Source organism: Paenibacillus sp. FSL H3-0333, from assembly GCF_038002805.1.
GTDB classification, from domain to species: domain Bacteria; phylum Bacillota; class Bacilli; order Paenibacillales; family Paenibacillaceae; genus Paenibacillus_AQ; species Paenibacillus_AQ silagei.
In genome coordinates this window covers 4,318,475-4,332,848 of record NZ_JBBODG010000001.1, presented here as the reverse complement: position 1 = coordinate 4,332,848, position 14,374 = coordinate 4,318,475, and the positions used below count along the sequence as shown (strand labels likewise).

Here is a 14,374-nt window from a genome sequence, read left to right as displayed (position 1 = left end):
GAAGTCGAGATGAAGGATGTATTCCCTCGAAGAGGGCTCCCTAATGTCATTCAGAAGCTGGAAAATGGGGATACGGTCACCATCGTCTATTTCGGTGGCAGTAATACGCGTTCTGAAGGATACAGGGTCATGACGGCGGATTGGCTTCGTGAGCAATATCCTAAGGCGGATATCCGCGCGGTGAATGCAGGTATTAACGGGACAGGATCGGATCTGGGCTGTGCCCGTGTGGAGACAGATGTACTGCGTCACCGGCCTGATCTGGTATTTGTTGAATTTGTCGGTAACGATGGCGGAGATCCCGAATCCAAGGCGCGGATCGAAGGGATTGTCCGTCAGATCCGCAAGCGGAGCCGGTTTACCGATATCCTGTTCGTGTATACGCTGAAGGAGCGGGATGTGACCTTGTTCCAGTCCGGGGAATACCAGAGGGGCGCTCTAATGCAAGAGGAAGTGGCTGACTATTATGGGATTCCTTCGATCCATCTGGGCGTAGCGGTCAGTCATCTGGTGTCGGAGGGACAACTCGTGTTCACCTCAAGAGAAGACGTATCCATTCCCGGCGCCGTTATTTTTACGCATGATTCGATCCATCCGACCATTCCCGAAGGACACCAGATTTACACGGATACGATCACCCGGTCCTTTGAGCTCATTAGAGAGCTTCAAGATCAGCCGGGAAGGTTCGTACATCACCTGCCTCAGAATCCGCTGGTCCCCGCTAATCCTTGGGAGTATGCGACCATGCTGCCACTGGATAGTTTGACTACTTTTTCTGCAGGATGGTCATATCTGACACCGGGTGATTCTGCTCTAGCTCGCGAGTACAGCTGGTTGTTTCCCGGCCTGTGGCGGGCAGCCGATCCTGGAGAGGCGGTCACGGTGCAGTTCGAGGGCACCCGTATCGGATTATTCGATATCGGAGGACCTGATTCCGGCAGATTGAAGGTGACGGTGGATGGCGGAGAACCCTTTATTGTCGATCGCTTCACATTCTACAACGATCATAACCGGAATCAGTATGTATTCCTGCCGGAACTCCCGAACGGGCAACATACGGTTCGCTTCGAGCTCGATACCGGCAAGACAGACAAAGCGGCTGTGTTCGAGGCAAGCGGTAATGAACGGAGCAGTGAGCATATCCGGCAGCATCCGGATTGGTACGATCAAACGGTGATCCAGCTTGGGAAGCTGTTATTGGTGCAGCCTCCCTTATAATGGCTCATTAGACATTGTGCAATGGATGAACCCTCAGGAACGCTATCCTAGCGTCCTGAGGGTTTTTAGCTTTTGATGCATTTCTTTTGTCCGTTCATATTCAGTTCATATTGACGTCACGGGGAATACACTTTCATTGGTTAAGCTTACATCTTAGCAAAAGAAGAAGTAGAAAGAGAGGGTGTCAAATGAGATTATTTGAGATACTTTTAGTTCTATCCTGTTTCGCGCTACTCGCAGATCTATTGTTTATCAGAAGAGGGGCAAAGACAACAGGACTGGTTTTGGGGATAGGAAGCAGCGTTATATTGGTAGTTCAATTATTTGTAGAGGGATACAGATGGCAGTTGCTTTTGGTATATATGATGACGGCGTTACTCATACTCATCGTTATACTCAGGCATTTAGGCAAGATGGGGAATATAAGGAATATAAAAGCAGGGAAGCTGTTGAAATATAGTTCATCTTCCATCATCGTCATTCTGCTTGGTATATCTACCGGCTTGTCTGTATACTTGCCAGTCTTTCATTTGCCGAAGCTTGAAGGTCCGGAGAAAGTGGGTACTCAAACCTTTCATTTTACGGATCAGAACAGAGATGAAGTCTTAACCGCAGATCCAAGCGATAAGAGGGAACTAATGGTTCAAGTGTGGTATCCTACTGCAAATAGCAGTAACAAGAAGAGTGAAGCTCTTTTTCCCAAAGATAAAGAAATGTTCAAAAAGTATATCCAGACCTATTCTAATTCATTAAACCTACCAGACTTTGTATTCGATTACTGGAAGTATAGTAAAACCAACTCTTATGAAAATGTAGAAATATTGCCTTCTACAAGTCCTTATCCTGTGGTACTGCTATCTCACGGTATGGGAACCAGTCGGGTTCTCCATGCATCTCAGGCCGAGAATCTCGCCAGTCACGGATATATCGTGGTCACTATCGATCATACGTATAGCACCTTTGCTACCATTTTTCCGGATGGCCGTGTAACGGACTATACCACCAAGACGACTACCGTAGAAGATCGCAGAAGAATCGGTAAGATATGGACGAAAGATGTGGAGTTTGTAATCGACGAAATTGAAAAGCTGAATTCAGGTGCAATCGAAAGTCAATTTAAAGGAAAAATCGATCTAGATCATCTGGGCGTAATGGGGCATTCCTTCGGGGGGGCAACAGCGTTTAATACTACTTATGTAGATCCTAGAATCAAGGCCGGGGTCAATATGGACGGGTCACTGATCGAAGTGGACAATAGAGATGATCTAAACAAGCCGTTTATGTTCATAAGATCCGGAGTTTTTAAAGACTGGTTGACAGATTTCAAGAAAGGTACCAATCCCGATAACGAAGTCACCAAACAACTTGAAGAAGAGCTGCACATTATTAAAAATGTGATCAATCAGGGAGGGCCTGCGATTTATATAGAGGGTACCCAGCACTTCAATTTCACGGACCTTCAATTCTATTCTGAGCTGATTAAACTGACTGGAATCACAGGAGATATTAATGGTAAAAGAGGATCAGACGTCGTAAATCAATATGTTCTCGATTTCTTTAATAAGGCATTGAAAGGAGAAGGGGGACAACTGCTTGAGGGTCCAAACGACAGCTATCCCGAGGTGAAATTTATAAAGCCGGAAGACCTTTAATATCTCATCAACTTTAAAACTGTAAGAATGAACCTCAGGGGTGTTAAAGGCTGAGCATGAACATCGAGCTAGATATTGGGCTGATCCTGCACCCGTTACCGATTTCTGCTCTTACATTCAAGTAGGTGATTGTATTTCCTGCAATAGAAAATGGATTACTGACCGTAAAATGAGATTCTATTGTATTTCATACAGTAGAATGTTGTGTTTTGGGTGAAAACTGGCCTTTGTTCAACATTCTGCAGTTACTATCGTTCCAGCGCCTACAGTATCCGAATGACTACTGCGGGGCGGAGCGTCCTCACCGAGCGCAAATGTCCATCCAGCTCCAAAACAAAGGGTGTCCCAGCCATTTCATGGCTTATGGGACACCCTTTTATTCTAAGAAAGACGCATACCCAATAACGAACACCATTCTTGACGAACAGTGTTCGTTGTGTTATAAATGTATCAGGTTAACTAATTCATACGCTTATGTAAGGAAAGGAGGAGAGCGTTTATGTCAGAGACAAAGGATAGCCGTAGTATGCAAGCAGACTTTTCCTTAAAACAGATTTTGCCCATACTTCTCGCTGTTGCTTCAGGGATGTTCCTGGTGATCTTAGACAGCACCATCATGAATGTAGCCGTGCCGAAATTAGTAAGTGCCTTCGATACCAATCTTAGTACGATTCAGTGGGTCATTACGGCGTATACCTTGTCTTTATCGGCAGTCATTCCGTTAGCCGGCTGGTTCTCTGACCGTTTCTCACCCAAACGGATGTTCATGATCAGCATTGTGTTATTTGTGCTCGCTTCTGTTCTGTGTGCAATGGCGACCACTCCTAGTCAGCTTATCATTTTCCGCATCATTCAAGGTCTGGGCGGAGGCATGGTGGCTCCCATCGGAATTGCCACTGTATTCATGGTCGCTCCTCCGGACAAAAGAGGATCGGTCATGGGCATCCTCGGGATCCCGATGCTGCTTGCTCCCATTCTGGGTCCCTTATTGTCGGGCTGGCTGATCGAGTACATCAACTGGCACTGGATCTTTTTCATCAACGTACCGGTTGGCGCTTTAGCTTTACTGATGGCCTGGAGGTACTTACCTGCATCGGATGCAAAAGCCAATAACAAGCTGGATGTGATCGGCGCGCTTTTGGCTCCGGTTGCCTTTACTTCAATTGTGTTTGCCGTACATCAAGCAGGAGAGAAGGGGTGGTCCAATCTATGGACGTTAGCTCCTCTGGCCTGGGGCCTGGTTATACTGGCCGTCTTTATATGGAATGAGCTGCGGCACAAGCATCCGCTGCTGGAGCTAAGAGTATTCCGTTCGCCTACCTTTGTGCATGGCATTTCTGTCGCCTGGCTGAATCAGATCGCTTTGTTCGGAAGTATCCTTTTGTTCCCGCTGTATTTACAGCAAGTGAGAGGGCTACCCCCTCTTGAAGCTGGATTATATGTGATACCGCAAGCCCTGTTATCTACTGTCGGGATTAATGCCGGCGGCCGCTTGTTTGACCGTTTCGGTGTTCGCCCGGTAGCAATCATGGGTATTCTGTCGCTCTGCGGGTCCTTGCTTGCACTGACGCAGATTGATGCCCATACCAGTTCGCTATATATCATTTGCAGCTTTGCTTTTGCAGGGCTTGGGCAAGGATTAACGATGATGCAGATTAATACCCATGTCCTCAGATCAGCTCCCAAGGAATTAATAAGCCGTGTTACGCCCATAACCACTTCAGCACAGCAAATTATGTCCTCCTTCGGCGTTACCATCACGATGGCTTTTCTGGCCAAACAAATCAGGGGACTTCCCGCACAGCATTCACCCGATCAATTAGGTCATGCCTTCGGCTCAACATTCTGGATTACTTTGGGCTTTGCAGTTATTGCATTGGTTTTATCTTTGTTTTTTGCAGGCAAGAAGCACGATTCTTGAGAAAATACTTTCAAACGAAGGAGATGTCTACACATGACAACAAATAATTCTACAGAACAACGCCGGATCGCTATTATTGGAGGTGGACCTGGGGGTCTAACGCTTGCCCTGATTCTGCAGCAGCATGGTATTTCCTCGACGATTTACGAACGTGAGCATGAGGATCTAAGCCACGAACGCGGAGGTTCCTTAGATATTCATGAAGAATCCGGGCAGCTCGCTTTAAAGGAAGCCGGATTATATGAAGCTTTTCTGCAGGCAGCACGGTTTGAGGGCGAAGACTTCCGGCTCATGGATAAGACGGGGACTATATACCTGGATGAAGTGGCCGATGAAGAGATCTCGGAAGGGCAGAGACGCCCGGAGATTGACCGTGGTGTGCTTTGTGACTTGCTTTTAAACAAATTAGATCCGTCTACCATTCAATATGGGTATAAACTGGAGAAGGTTGTAGCTCTGGGCGAGGGTAAGACGGAGCTTCATTTTGAGAATGGACATATCGCTGTGGCAGATCTTGTCATTGGTGCGGATGGCGCCTTTTCCCGCGTTCGCCCTCTGCTTACCGATACAAATGTTGAATATTCAGGTCTGACTATGCTGGAGCTTAACGTTATTGCAGCCGATCACCCGGATCTGGCCGTATTCAACGCACGTGGCAAGATGTTTGCACTGGATGATCACAAAGGGATTCTGGGCCAGCTGAACGGCAACGGACGGATCAAAGTATATGCGAGCTTCAAGGTAGAGCGGGACTGGTTAGACGAAATCCGGAACGATAACCCGCAGGAGATAAAGACAAAGCTGCTTGAGCTGTTTCACGATTGGAGTGAACCGCTCAAGAATTATATCCGGTATGCGGAAGATGCTGTTGTGCCCAGACGGATTTACATGCTGCCTGTCGGCTTTCGCTGGGAACGGAACTCTGGTGTCACGTTGATCGGGGATGCAGCACATGTCATGTCTCCTTTTGCCGGAGAAGGGGTGAATCTTGCAATGCTGGATGCGCTGGAGCTGGCTCTTGCCATAGTAAGGAACAAGCAGACATCAGTGGCCATTGAAGAATATGAGGAGAAAATGTTCCAGTATGCCTCAGAGAAAGCATATGTCTCTAACGAAAATCTCATCCTGAGCTTCTCACAGAATGCGGCACCAAAATTTGCTGAACTGATACAATCTTACCAAGTTCAGGCTGATCAGCTGGGATGAGGTTATCTTCCGCGGGTGTATTTACTATTGTCTTCCGGCATGTTATAAGAAAAGTATGATGAAACCTAAACGAGAAATTGTGAGCCGCCGCAACCGGCCAGCCAAAGAACCCCTCAGTCATGAACTAATTGTCAAAACCGCCTATGAGCTGCTGAAGCAGGAAGGGACCTCCGGTATGAGCATGAGGAAGGTTGCCAAACAACTGGACACCGGACCTTCCTCCCTGTATGTTTACGTCAAAAATTTGCAGGAATTGAGTTCTTATGTGCTTGACCTTGGTCTCGGTGAGTTGAACCTGCCGGAGCTGACGGAAGATAACTGGAAGGAGCAGTTATTTCAAGCACTGCATGCTTATGCGGAGCTGCTTATCGAGCAACCCGGATTAGCTGAGCTGTCTCTACAGACGATTCCTATTGGGAATCATGCTTTTCGTCTGAATGAGTATTTACTTACTGTCCTCCAGAAGGGAGGAATCACCTCAACGTCCGCTGCTTGGGGAACGGACCTGTTGCTCCTGTACGTGTCTTCCATTGCCTTGGAGAAGGCAAAGAGAGCAAACGAACTGATGGAAACTGCCCAGAGTTACTATAATGAAGCAGATCCGGTACGGTTTCCGTTGATGAACAGTCTGAAGACTGATTTATTCTCGGGAGATACTGCCTCCAAGGAGAGGTTCTTCTGGGCCATTGAAGTAATACTTCAGGGGATATTGCACAAACAGTTAGGAGACAATGGTAAGTAATCAAGCGACGAAGATCATGAGAGAGGTGTCTATTGAAATGGAAGCGAATCAACCGACGAAAGTAACTGTACAAGCCGTGGTTCAAGCCCCTATCGGGAAGGTATGGCGCTACTGGACCGAGCCGGATCACATCACGAAGTGGAATCAGGCGTCCGAGGACTGGCATGCGCCGAGAGCCGAGAACAATCTGCAGGCCGGCGGTACCTTTCTGACACGGATGGAAGCGAAGGATGGCAGCATGGGCTTTGATTTTGGCGGCGTATACGATGTCGTGAATCAGCATGAGGTGATCAGCTACACCATAGAAGACGGAAGAAGAGTGGATATTACGTTCGTTGATCAAGGGAATGAGACGAAGATCATTCAAACATTCGATGCGGAAAACGCCAATCCCGTCGAGCTCCAGCAAGCAGGCTGGCAAACGATCATGGACAACTTTAAAGCCTATACGGAGCACAACTAATGATCAAAGAAGACGACGGGGAAGATGCCCGGCGTCTTTCTTTTGATGCCCCAATGTGTACATGAACTCTGGATTAATTCGTTCCAGCCCTCGAATGAGCATCCCATATCAAACGTATCACCGTTCCTTCTTCGGGACTCGATCGAACCTCAATTCGCCCTTGCATGGCTTCGATCAGCCCTTTGGTTACCGCCATGCCAAGGCCTGATCCGATATCGGGCGTCGCTGTATCTGTGCCACGGTAGTATCGTTCGAACAGCTTCCACACCGTCTCCTGATCCATCCCGCGTCCATTATCGGCAAATTGAACGATGAAATCGCCTGCCTCTTTACCAGGCTGTACACTTACAATCAGCTTCGCGTCCGGCGGATTATGGAGTAGGGCATTGGCGGTCAGATTATCAACGATCCGTTCAAAGGAGGGAATGTGTACATAACCCTGTACCTGAGCCGGGGCAGGCTGGAAAGTAATGCGGCCCTCACCATAAGCCGGGTTACGTTCAGCACGCTGTACCAAATCCTGAAGCAGAGCATTGATATCCGTTAGCTCAACAGGGGGCTGGTATCCGCCGCTGCGCAGACGATAAGTCATGGCCAGGTCGCTTACCAGCCTGTCCATGTACATCGACTTGTCTAACATAATGCCCGCGAATTCCCGCACTTCATTAGAAGCCCACTCGTACCTCTCTGCTTCCAGCATATGTGCATAGCCCTGAATGGAGGACAGGGGTGTCTTTAAATCATGGGTGATTCCAGCAATCCATTCCTCGCGAAGAGAGTCGGTCTGTCTGCGGAGTTCTTTATCCTGTTTCAGAGTATCGGATAACGTCTGGATGGAACGTAACACTTCCGTATATACCCGATATTTCCGCCGCCATTTCCCGTTCTTCTTCTGGCTAAGCGGCCTGCCGCGGGGGCCGGCCGGCTCCTCATATTGTCCGCGTTCAAGCCGCTGCAGCCATTGGAGCATATGGAGCATAGGATAACCGAACAGGTTGGCATACCAGACAGCAAGCAGGATCAGCAAGCCGATAATAGATACCAGAAGTGCAGCCAGGGCAGGACCAAAAATAAACCCGAAGGGATTCTCGTTGCTCCCCGCCGGATTGCTCCCAAGAGGAATACTCAGCATCCAGGTAGAATGATTCTGCTCATCATAGCTGGTCACTGTACTAACTCCATACCGGATGGGGTATCGTGTACGCAGAATCAGATCCTGGATGCTGTAGCTGTCCGGGATACCTGTTACAGGCTTATTGAAAGAAGTAACCTCCCGTCCCAGTTCATCCAAAATCTGAAGATAGGCATCCGCTGCTCGAATGATTTCCTGTTGCCCGGAGGCCAGTTCAAGCTTGTTATTGGCATAACGGCCCCCGTTATATGCTTGCTCCAGCATGGTTACAGCCTGGTTGTTCTCTCCATACAATAGGGTGAAATTAATTCCTTCTCTTTCGCGGATAAGCAGATATAGCCGGTAGGGAAAGGGCTTTTGTCCTTGCCAATAAGATATGAGTTCTCCAGGTTTATAGTGATTCGGCACATCGGAAGGGGTATGAAATGCATCCAGCACACGACCTTGCTCATCGAGAATCTGAAGCCAGCCTTTGTTTTCCTCGATTCGCTTCAGCAGCTTGGGATCATACTTAACACTACCATCCGGCAAAATCTCTGCTGTGCTGATTAGCTGGTCGAGCCCGACAGACGCAAAATCTTCAACAAGGCTGGCCTCATTCAGCTGCTGAATGACCCAGTAAGCTATACTTCCGCCGATGATCAAGATCAGAATCACCGTACCCGCAAGCAGGCCAATGAACCGCGTCATCAATCTGCGTCTTACACTCATCGCCCATGCCCCATGTCGGACTGAATGAGCTTATACCCTAGCCCGCGAACGTTCACCAATAATTCAGGGTTGGAGGGATCAGCCTCAATACGCTCACGAATCCGGTGGATATGTACCATGACGGTGTTGTCATCCGAAATGGCCTCCGATCCCCAGACCCGCTCATACAATTCAGACTTGGTGAAGATACGATTGGGATGTTTGCAAAAGAACAGCAGCAACTGATAGACCAGCGCAGGGCAGTTCACAGGTTGACCTTCGACTCTGAGCTCACCGGCTGGCTCCATGACCTGAAAGCGTCCAAAATCATAGATGCCTTCCTGTGGCACCTGTTCTGCTTCCGTCTGTCTGGGCAAATATCGTCTCAGCAGGGATTTGATCCGTGCGACTACTTCCAGCGGGTTAAAGGGTTTAACAACATAATCGTCTCCGCCAACCGCAAAGCCGGTCAGCTTGTCATAATCGGTGGTTTTCGCTGTCAGAAAGAGAATAGGGGCATCTGTAATTTGACGCAGAAAAGGGCAGATTTCCAGCCTGCTTCGGCCTGGTAGCATCACGTCCAGCACGATGCAGTGATAGGTTTTCTTTTTACATGCAGCAATCGCCTCTTCACCGGTAGTGACCGTATCAATATCCAGGAATTGCTCCTTGAGCAATACCGTTCGGAGCATATGCAGAATCGCCTGTTCATCATCAACAAGCAAGATTGAAACTTCATCCATGACAAAATAGAGCCTCCCAGCTTTTTATATAAGTATCATACCATTCTGAAACACTGTGTTGCGTGCCGGCAATCTTAACGGATTCTTAATTTTGGCGATGTAGCATGTCTCAAAGTTATGATAGACGTAAGAGTAGGTTAGACGGTAGATAAGATTGATGTCGTACACTGGACTGGAAAGATATTGTTCTAACAAAGGAGTACAGGGAAATGACTAGAGTATATTCGAAAAACTGGAAGCTGCTTGCCGCAGCGCTTGGCATGTGTGTGATGTTGTCTGCGTGCGGCACTTCGGAATCATCTGAACCACAAGAGCAATTACTGGTAGAACAGACAGCCGAGGAGGACGCAATGATTACACCTGACAATTTCATGGATACCTTAATGAATGGATCGAAGGAGGATATCTACAAGCAGATGAGTCCGGAGCTACAGGGAATCATATCGCTGGACGAATTCAAGACGACTGCCGATAGCTTTATGGAAGGCGTTGCTTCATGGGAGAAGGTTGCGGAGTTTAAAATGAACCATCTGATTGAAAGCTCATGGAAGGATCAGACGGGGACCAAGGGGATTCAAGCCTCTTTTGCCGAAAATCACCAGATTGCGGGGCTGCTTATTCAGCCGCTTGAATCGCATGAAGAAACGGATAAGGCGCTGACCAAGACTGCATTCCAGTTTCCGCTGAAGGGCGAATGGTTTGTGTTCTGGGGAGGGAACGATGTGTTGTCCAACTATCATTATGCTCATGAAACCCAGCGTTACGCACTCGACATTATCCGCGTCCAGGATGCTTCCAGCTATGAAGGCAAGGGAACGGACAATGAGAATTATTATGCTTTTGGTGAACCGCTCTATGCAGCAGCAGATGGAAGGGTGGTTGAAGTCAAAAATGACATCCCGGACAACACGCCGGGCGTGATGAACGCTGAAGAACCGGCAGGCAATGTTGTGGTCATTGATCATGGAAATGGGGAGCACAGCATCACAGCACATCTCAAGCAAGGCAGTGTAGCCGTCAAAAAAGGAGATAACGTCCAGCAGGGAGATCTCATCGGACATCTTGGTAATTCAGGGAACTCCAGTGAAGCACACTTGCATTTTCAAGTATCGGACGGGCCCGATCTATTCACTTCCCGTTCGATTCAGATCCGCTGGGCCGATCAAAGTCAGAAGCTGACACGGGGGAATACTTTTCAGGGACTGCGCGAATAGAGAGTGTAAAAAGTGTTGAATTGCGGCTTGCTTTAGGTAATTCAGGCAAGGGGAACGAGGTGACGGTGCTCTCACATGAGGAGGCTGTACCCTATTTGACGGGAGCCATTCCGCTTATTAGAGGTACAACCTGAACCATAAGTAAACCTCCTGCATCAATAATTTTCGTTTGTTACAATCTGCGATGGGCTTGTTCTGCGGCCTCCATGATGATTTCGCCTAACGTTGGATGCGGATGAATGGTCATAGCCATATCTTCTACCGTTGCTCCCATCTCAATCGCAAGGGATAGCTCAGATATAAGAGTAGATGCTTCAGCGCCTACAATCTGTGCACCTAATACAAGACCAGACACAGCATGAGCAACGATTTTGACAAAGCCTTCGGTTTCTTTCAGAGCCAGCGCACGGCCATTAATAGAAAAAATAGATTTTCCAACGACAACAGGAATCGATTGTTGTTTACACGCCGTTTCGCTAAGACCAACGCTCGCAATCTCCGGGTGAGAGAACACAACCAGCGGAAGAGCTTTGTAGTCGATGACAGAGGGTTTACCCGCGATCGCTTCTGCTGCAATTTTTGCTTCATATGAAGCTTTATGAGCCAAGGCAGGGCCTTGAACAATATCTCCAATGGCATAGATATGCGGGATAGATGTTCTGCACTGCTTGTCAATCTCGATCAAGCCTTGTGGAGTAGGGGACAGACCTATATTTTCAAGACCCAAGGTTCCATCTGTGTTCGGTTTCCTGCCCACCGTAATTAACGCATATTCAGCTTGAACAACATGGTGTTGATCCTGACGCATATAATGTAGATTGATGTGACTCGTATATTGGTCTGTTCCTGTAACCTTAGCTTCCGTTAAGATGGTTATCCCGTCCTTCTTCAGTTGACGAACGACAGGTGCGACAAGCTCTGCTTCAAATCCGGGTAAAATCTGTTCACCGCCCTCAAGCATCGTAACTGTGGTTCCAAATCTCGCAAACATCTGACCCAGTTCCACACCAATATAACCGCCGCCAACTACAACAAGGCTCTTAGGAATACCGGCCAGCGATAATGCCTCAGTGGATGAAAGAATCCGTCCGCCGAAAGGAAGAGCGCTGATTTCAATCGGACGGGAACCGGTTGCCAGAATGAGATGTTTGAAGCCTATTCGGCGCTCATTCTGTTCAGCGTGATGAATTTCAACGGTATTCGCATCTATCAAGCTGGCTTCTCCTTCGATAACTGTCACACCTGCTGTTTTAAGTAAAAACCGAACTCCTCCAGACTGCTTATCCACCACAGCTTGCTTAAACAACTGAGCCTCCTGAAAAGAAGAAGCTTCGTCAACAGTATAACAGTGTCTACGCAAATGAATACGCTCCGCTTCAGCAATCAGCGCTTTGGAAGGAATACAGCCTACATGCGTACATACCCCTCCGATCTGGTGGCGCTCCACAATGAATGTTTTCATACCCAATTGTGATGAACGTAATGCGGCTACATAACCGCCAGGCCCCGATCCAATGACCAGGGTATCTACAGCTTCTAATGAGTTCATGATGAGTACCTCCAAATTAAAATATGATGATCGTAATATATTATAGTCATCATATTTTAAAAGAGTCAACACTTCATAATAAATTGACATCAAATAATATGATAATTATAATATTTTAACCCTCAGTTGACAGAATTCTCCCATCTTCTTTAAGTGGGGGATGAATGGAAACGGTCTAATCTACATGGATTATAACCGCCTAAGATGCTATAATAAATGTATTCAGTCGTATCTTGGAAAGGTCAGTGAAATTAATGAAATTAGACTCGAATAACCATTCAGTGTTCTCCCTTCACTTCCACCTTATTCTAGTAATCAAGTATCGTAGGAAAGTAATTACAGATCCAATATCCGAACGTCTGAAAGAGATATTTGCATACATTCAGCCTACTTACAATGTGACTTTGCAGGAATGGAATCATGACAGGGATCACGTTCACATCCTAATGAAAACTCATCCTAATACCGACATTTCTAAATTTCTCAACGCTTATAAGAGTGCATCATCTAGGCTGATCAAGAAGGAGTTTCCTACCCTTCGAAAATCACTTTGGAAAGAGGCTTTTTGGTCACGCTCCTATTGCTTGCTTACAACGGGTGGAGCGCCAATAGACGTCATTCAAAAATACATCGAAAACCAAGGTGTGAAAGGGTGATCGCCATTGCTGAAAGCCTACAAATACCGTATCTATCCAAGCCATGGGCAACAACACTACTTCGCTAAAGTGTTCGGATGCGTTCGCTTCATCTACAACAGAATGCTTGCAGATAAAATTGAACATTACAAGCAAACGGAAACGATACTCAAGAATACACCCGCACAATACAAAAAGGAATTCGACTGGCTGAAAGAAGTCGATAGCCTTGCCTTAGCGAATACACAACTGAATTTAGACAAGGCTTATAAGAATTTTTTTCGGGATAAGAAAACGGGATTTCCTAAATTCAAGAGCAAGAAGACGAATAATCATAGCTTCACAACGAATAACCAAAATGGAACAGTGGCTATAGAGGATGGATATCTCAAGATTCCAAAGCTAAAAACTAGCATCAAAATCAAGCTGCACCGCCCATTCGTGGGGCTGATCAAATCATGCACGATTTCAAAAACACCAACGGGAAAGTATTATGCTTCCGTATTGGTTGAAACGGATATCGTCCAGTTGCCCAAAATGCATACGAAGATTGGCGTTGATCTTGGGCTGAAAGACTTTGCTATGACTTCAAATGGCGAAATCATATCCAATCCTAAATACTTGCGTACGTCTGAAAAGCGATTAGCGAAGCTGCAAAAGGATGTATCGCGGAAGAAGAAGGGAAGCCATAACCGTCATAAGGCTAGGCTGAAAGTTGCCAAGCTACATGAAAAAATAGCAAATCAGCGTAAAGACTTCTTGCATAAAACGTCTACCAAAATGATAAACGAAAACCAAGTCATCGTGATGGAAGACTTACGTGTAAAGAATATGATGCAGAATCACAAACTTGCAAAAGCGATTAGCGAGGTATCTTGGAGTAAGTTCCGTTCGATGCTTGAATATAAGGCTCAATGGTATGGCAGAGAACTTATTATTGCCCCTAAGCACTATGCAAGCAGTCAGCTTTGCTCCTGTTGCGGTTATAAGAACGCAGAGGTGAAGAATCTCGCCTTGCGAGAGTGGACTTGTCCAGAATGTAACGTGCATCATGATCGCGATGTAAACGCTGCTCAAAACCTACTGAAACTAGCAATGTGATATTGCAATGATTGGGCTAGGGACTAGCCTTTGAGCTTGGGTAAACTTGGAGCAGTAGCTTCATTGACCAAGAAGCCGCCACCTCTTAGGTGGATGGTAGTTCACAAA

General features: G+C 47.0%; 12 protein-coding genes. 9 read left to right on the top strand and 3 right to left on the bottom strand.

All coding sequences use genetic code 11. The features are described from left to right. Positions 1 to 9 precede the first annotated feature (9 nt). From MHH78_RS19550 to MHH78_RS19525, 6 genes are all read left to right on the top strand, one after another. On the top strand, positions 10 to 1,218 hold the full coding sequence (locus MHH78_RS19550; RefSeq protein WP_341168491.1) for a GDSL-type esterase/lipase family protein: 1,209 nt from the start codon (positions 10 to 12) through the stop codon (positions 1,216 to 1,218). Between the two features lie 188 nt (positions 1,219 to 1,406). Beyond that, positions 1,407 to 2,870 (top strand): alpha/beta hydrolase family protein, encoded by a 1,464-nt coding sequence (locus MHH78_RS19545; RefSeq protein ID WP_341168490.1) that lies wholly within the window; start codon positions 1,407 to 1,409, stop codon positions 2,868 to 2,870. Between the two features lie 499 nt (positions 2,871 to 3,369). Further along, positions 3,370 to 4,791: an MDR family MFS transporter gene (locus tag MHH78_RS19540; RefSeq protein WP_341168489.1), complete on the top strand. Its 1,422-nt coding sequence runs from the start codon at positions 3,370 to 3,372 to the stop codon at positions 4,789 to 4,791. Positions 4,792 to 4,824: 33 nt separating this feature from the next. Continuing rightward, positions 4,825 to 5,997: an FAD-dependent oxidoreductase gene (locus tag MHH78_RS19535; protein WP_341168488.1), complete on the top strand. Its 1,173-nt coding sequence runs from the start codon at positions 4,825 to 4,827 to the stop codon at positions 5,995 to 5,997. Positions 5,998 to 6,052: 55 nt separating this feature from the next. Then, positions 6,053 to 6,739 (top strand): TetR/AcrR family transcriptional regulator, encoded by a 687-nt coding sequence (locus MHH78_RS19530; protein ID WP_445668055.1) that lies wholly within the window; start codon positions 6,053 to 6,055, stop codon positions 6,737 to 6,739. 37 nt (positions 6,740 to 6,776) lie between these two features. Further along, positions 6,777 to 7,202, top strand: coding sequence for an SRPBCC family protein (locus tag MHH78_RS19525; protein ID WP_341170348.1), 426 nt, complete (start codon positions 6,777 to 6,779; stop codon positions 7,200 to 7,202). A 73-nt stretch (positions 7,203 to 7,275) separates the two neighbouring features. On the opposite strand, the gene MHH78_RS19520 is transcribed toward MHH78_RS19525, so the two are convergent. Further along, positions 7,276 to 9,045, bottom strand: coding sequence for a sensor histidine kinase (locus tag MHH78_RS19520; RefSeq protein WP_341168486.1), 1,770 nt, complete (start codon positions 9,043 to 9,045; stop codon positions 7,276 to 7,278). Then, a complete protein-coding gene (locus tag MHH78_RS19515; protein WP_341168485.1) occupies positions 9,042 to 9,767 on the bottom strand; it encodes a response regulator transcription factor in 726 nt (241 codons plus the stop codon). The genes MHH78_RS19520 and MHH78_RS19515 overlap by 4 nt, the downstream gene beginning before the upstream one ends. A gap of 209 nt (positions 9,768 to 9,976) precedes the next feature. Here MHH78_RS19515 and MHH78_RS19510 point away from each other — a divergent pair, with 209 nt between their 5' ends. Beyond that, positions 9,977 to 10,981: a M23 family metallopeptidase gene (locus MHH78_RS19510; RefSeq protein WP_341168484.1), complete on the top strand. Its 1,005-nt coding sequence runs from the start codon at positions 9,977 to 9,979 to the stop codon at positions 10,979 to 10,981. A gap of 172 nt (positions 10,982 to 11,153) precedes the next feature. Here MHH78_RS19510 and lpdA read toward each other — a convergent pair whose 3' ends face one another. Continuing rightward, a complete protein-coding gene (gene lpdA / locus MHH78_RS19505; protein WP_341168483.1) occupies positions 11,154 to 12,530 on the bottom strand; it encodes a dihydrolipoyl dehydrogenase in 1,377 nt (458 codons plus the stop codon). A 254-nt stretch (positions 12,531 to 12,784) separates the two neighbouring features. Here lpdA and tnpA point away from each other — a divergent pair, with 254 nt between their 5' ends. Beyond that, on the top strand, positions 12,785 to 13,186 hold the full coding sequence (gene tnpA, locus MHH78_RS19500) for an IS200/IS605 family transposase (protein WP_143803733.1): 402 nt from the start codon (positions 12,785 to 12,787) through the stop codon (positions 13,184 to 13,186). A 6-nt stretch (positions 13,187 to 13,192) separates the two neighbouring features. Then, entirely contained in the window at positions 13,193 to 14,266 is a 1,074-nt protein-coding gene (gene tnpB / locus MHH78_RS19495) for an IS200/IS605 family element RNA-guided endonuclease TnpB (protein ID WP_341168482.1), read from the top strand. The last annotated feature ends 108 nt before the right edge of the window (positions 14,267 to 14,374 follow it).

Bases quoted from the DNA above. Each gene is read 5' to 3' on its own strand.
- lpdA (WP_341168483.1), bottom strand. From the start codon at position 12,530: ATGAACTCATTAGAAGCTGTAGATACCCTGGTCATTGGATCGGGGCCT.
- MHH78_RS19535 (WP_341168488.1), top strand. From the start codon at position 4,825: ATGACAACAAATAATTCTACAGAACAACGCCGGATCGCTATTATTGGA.
- MHH78_RS19515 (WP_341168485.1), bottom strand. From the start codon at position 9,767: ATGGATGAAGTTTCAATCTTGCTTGTTGATGATGAACAGGCGATTCTG.
- tnpA (WP_143803733.1), top strand. From the start codon at position 12,785: ATGAAATTAGACTCGAATAACCATTCAGTGTTCTCCCTTCACTTCCAC.
- MHH78_RS19520 (WP_341168486.1), bottom strand. From the start codon at position 9,045: ATGAGTGTAAGACGCAGATTGATGACGCGGTTCATTGGCCTGCTTGCG.
- MHH78_RS19525 (WP_341170348.1), top strand. From the start codon at position 6,777: ATGGAAGCGAATCAACCGACGAAAGTAACTGTACAAGCCGTGGTTCAA.
- MHH78_RS19530 (WP_445668055.1), top strand. From the start codon at position 6,053: ATGATGAAACCTAAACGAGAAATTGTGAGCCGCCGCAACCGGCCAGCC.
- MHH78_RS19540 (WP_341168489.1), top strand. From the start codon at position 3,370: ATGTCAGAGACAAAGGATAGCCGTAGTATGCAAGCAGACTTTTCCTTA.
- MHH78_RS19550 (WP_341168491.1), top strand. From the start codon at position 10: ATGAAGGATGTATTCCCTCGAAGAGGGCTCCCTAATGTCATTCAGAAG.
- MHH78_RS19545 (WP_341168490.1), top strand. From the start codon at position 1,407: ATGAGATTATTTGAGATACTTTTAGTTCTATCCTGTTTCGCGCTACTC.
- MHH78_RS19510 (WP_341168484.1), top strand. From the start codon at position 9,977: ATGACTAGAGTATATTCGAAAAACTGGAAGCTGCTTGCCGCAGCGCTT.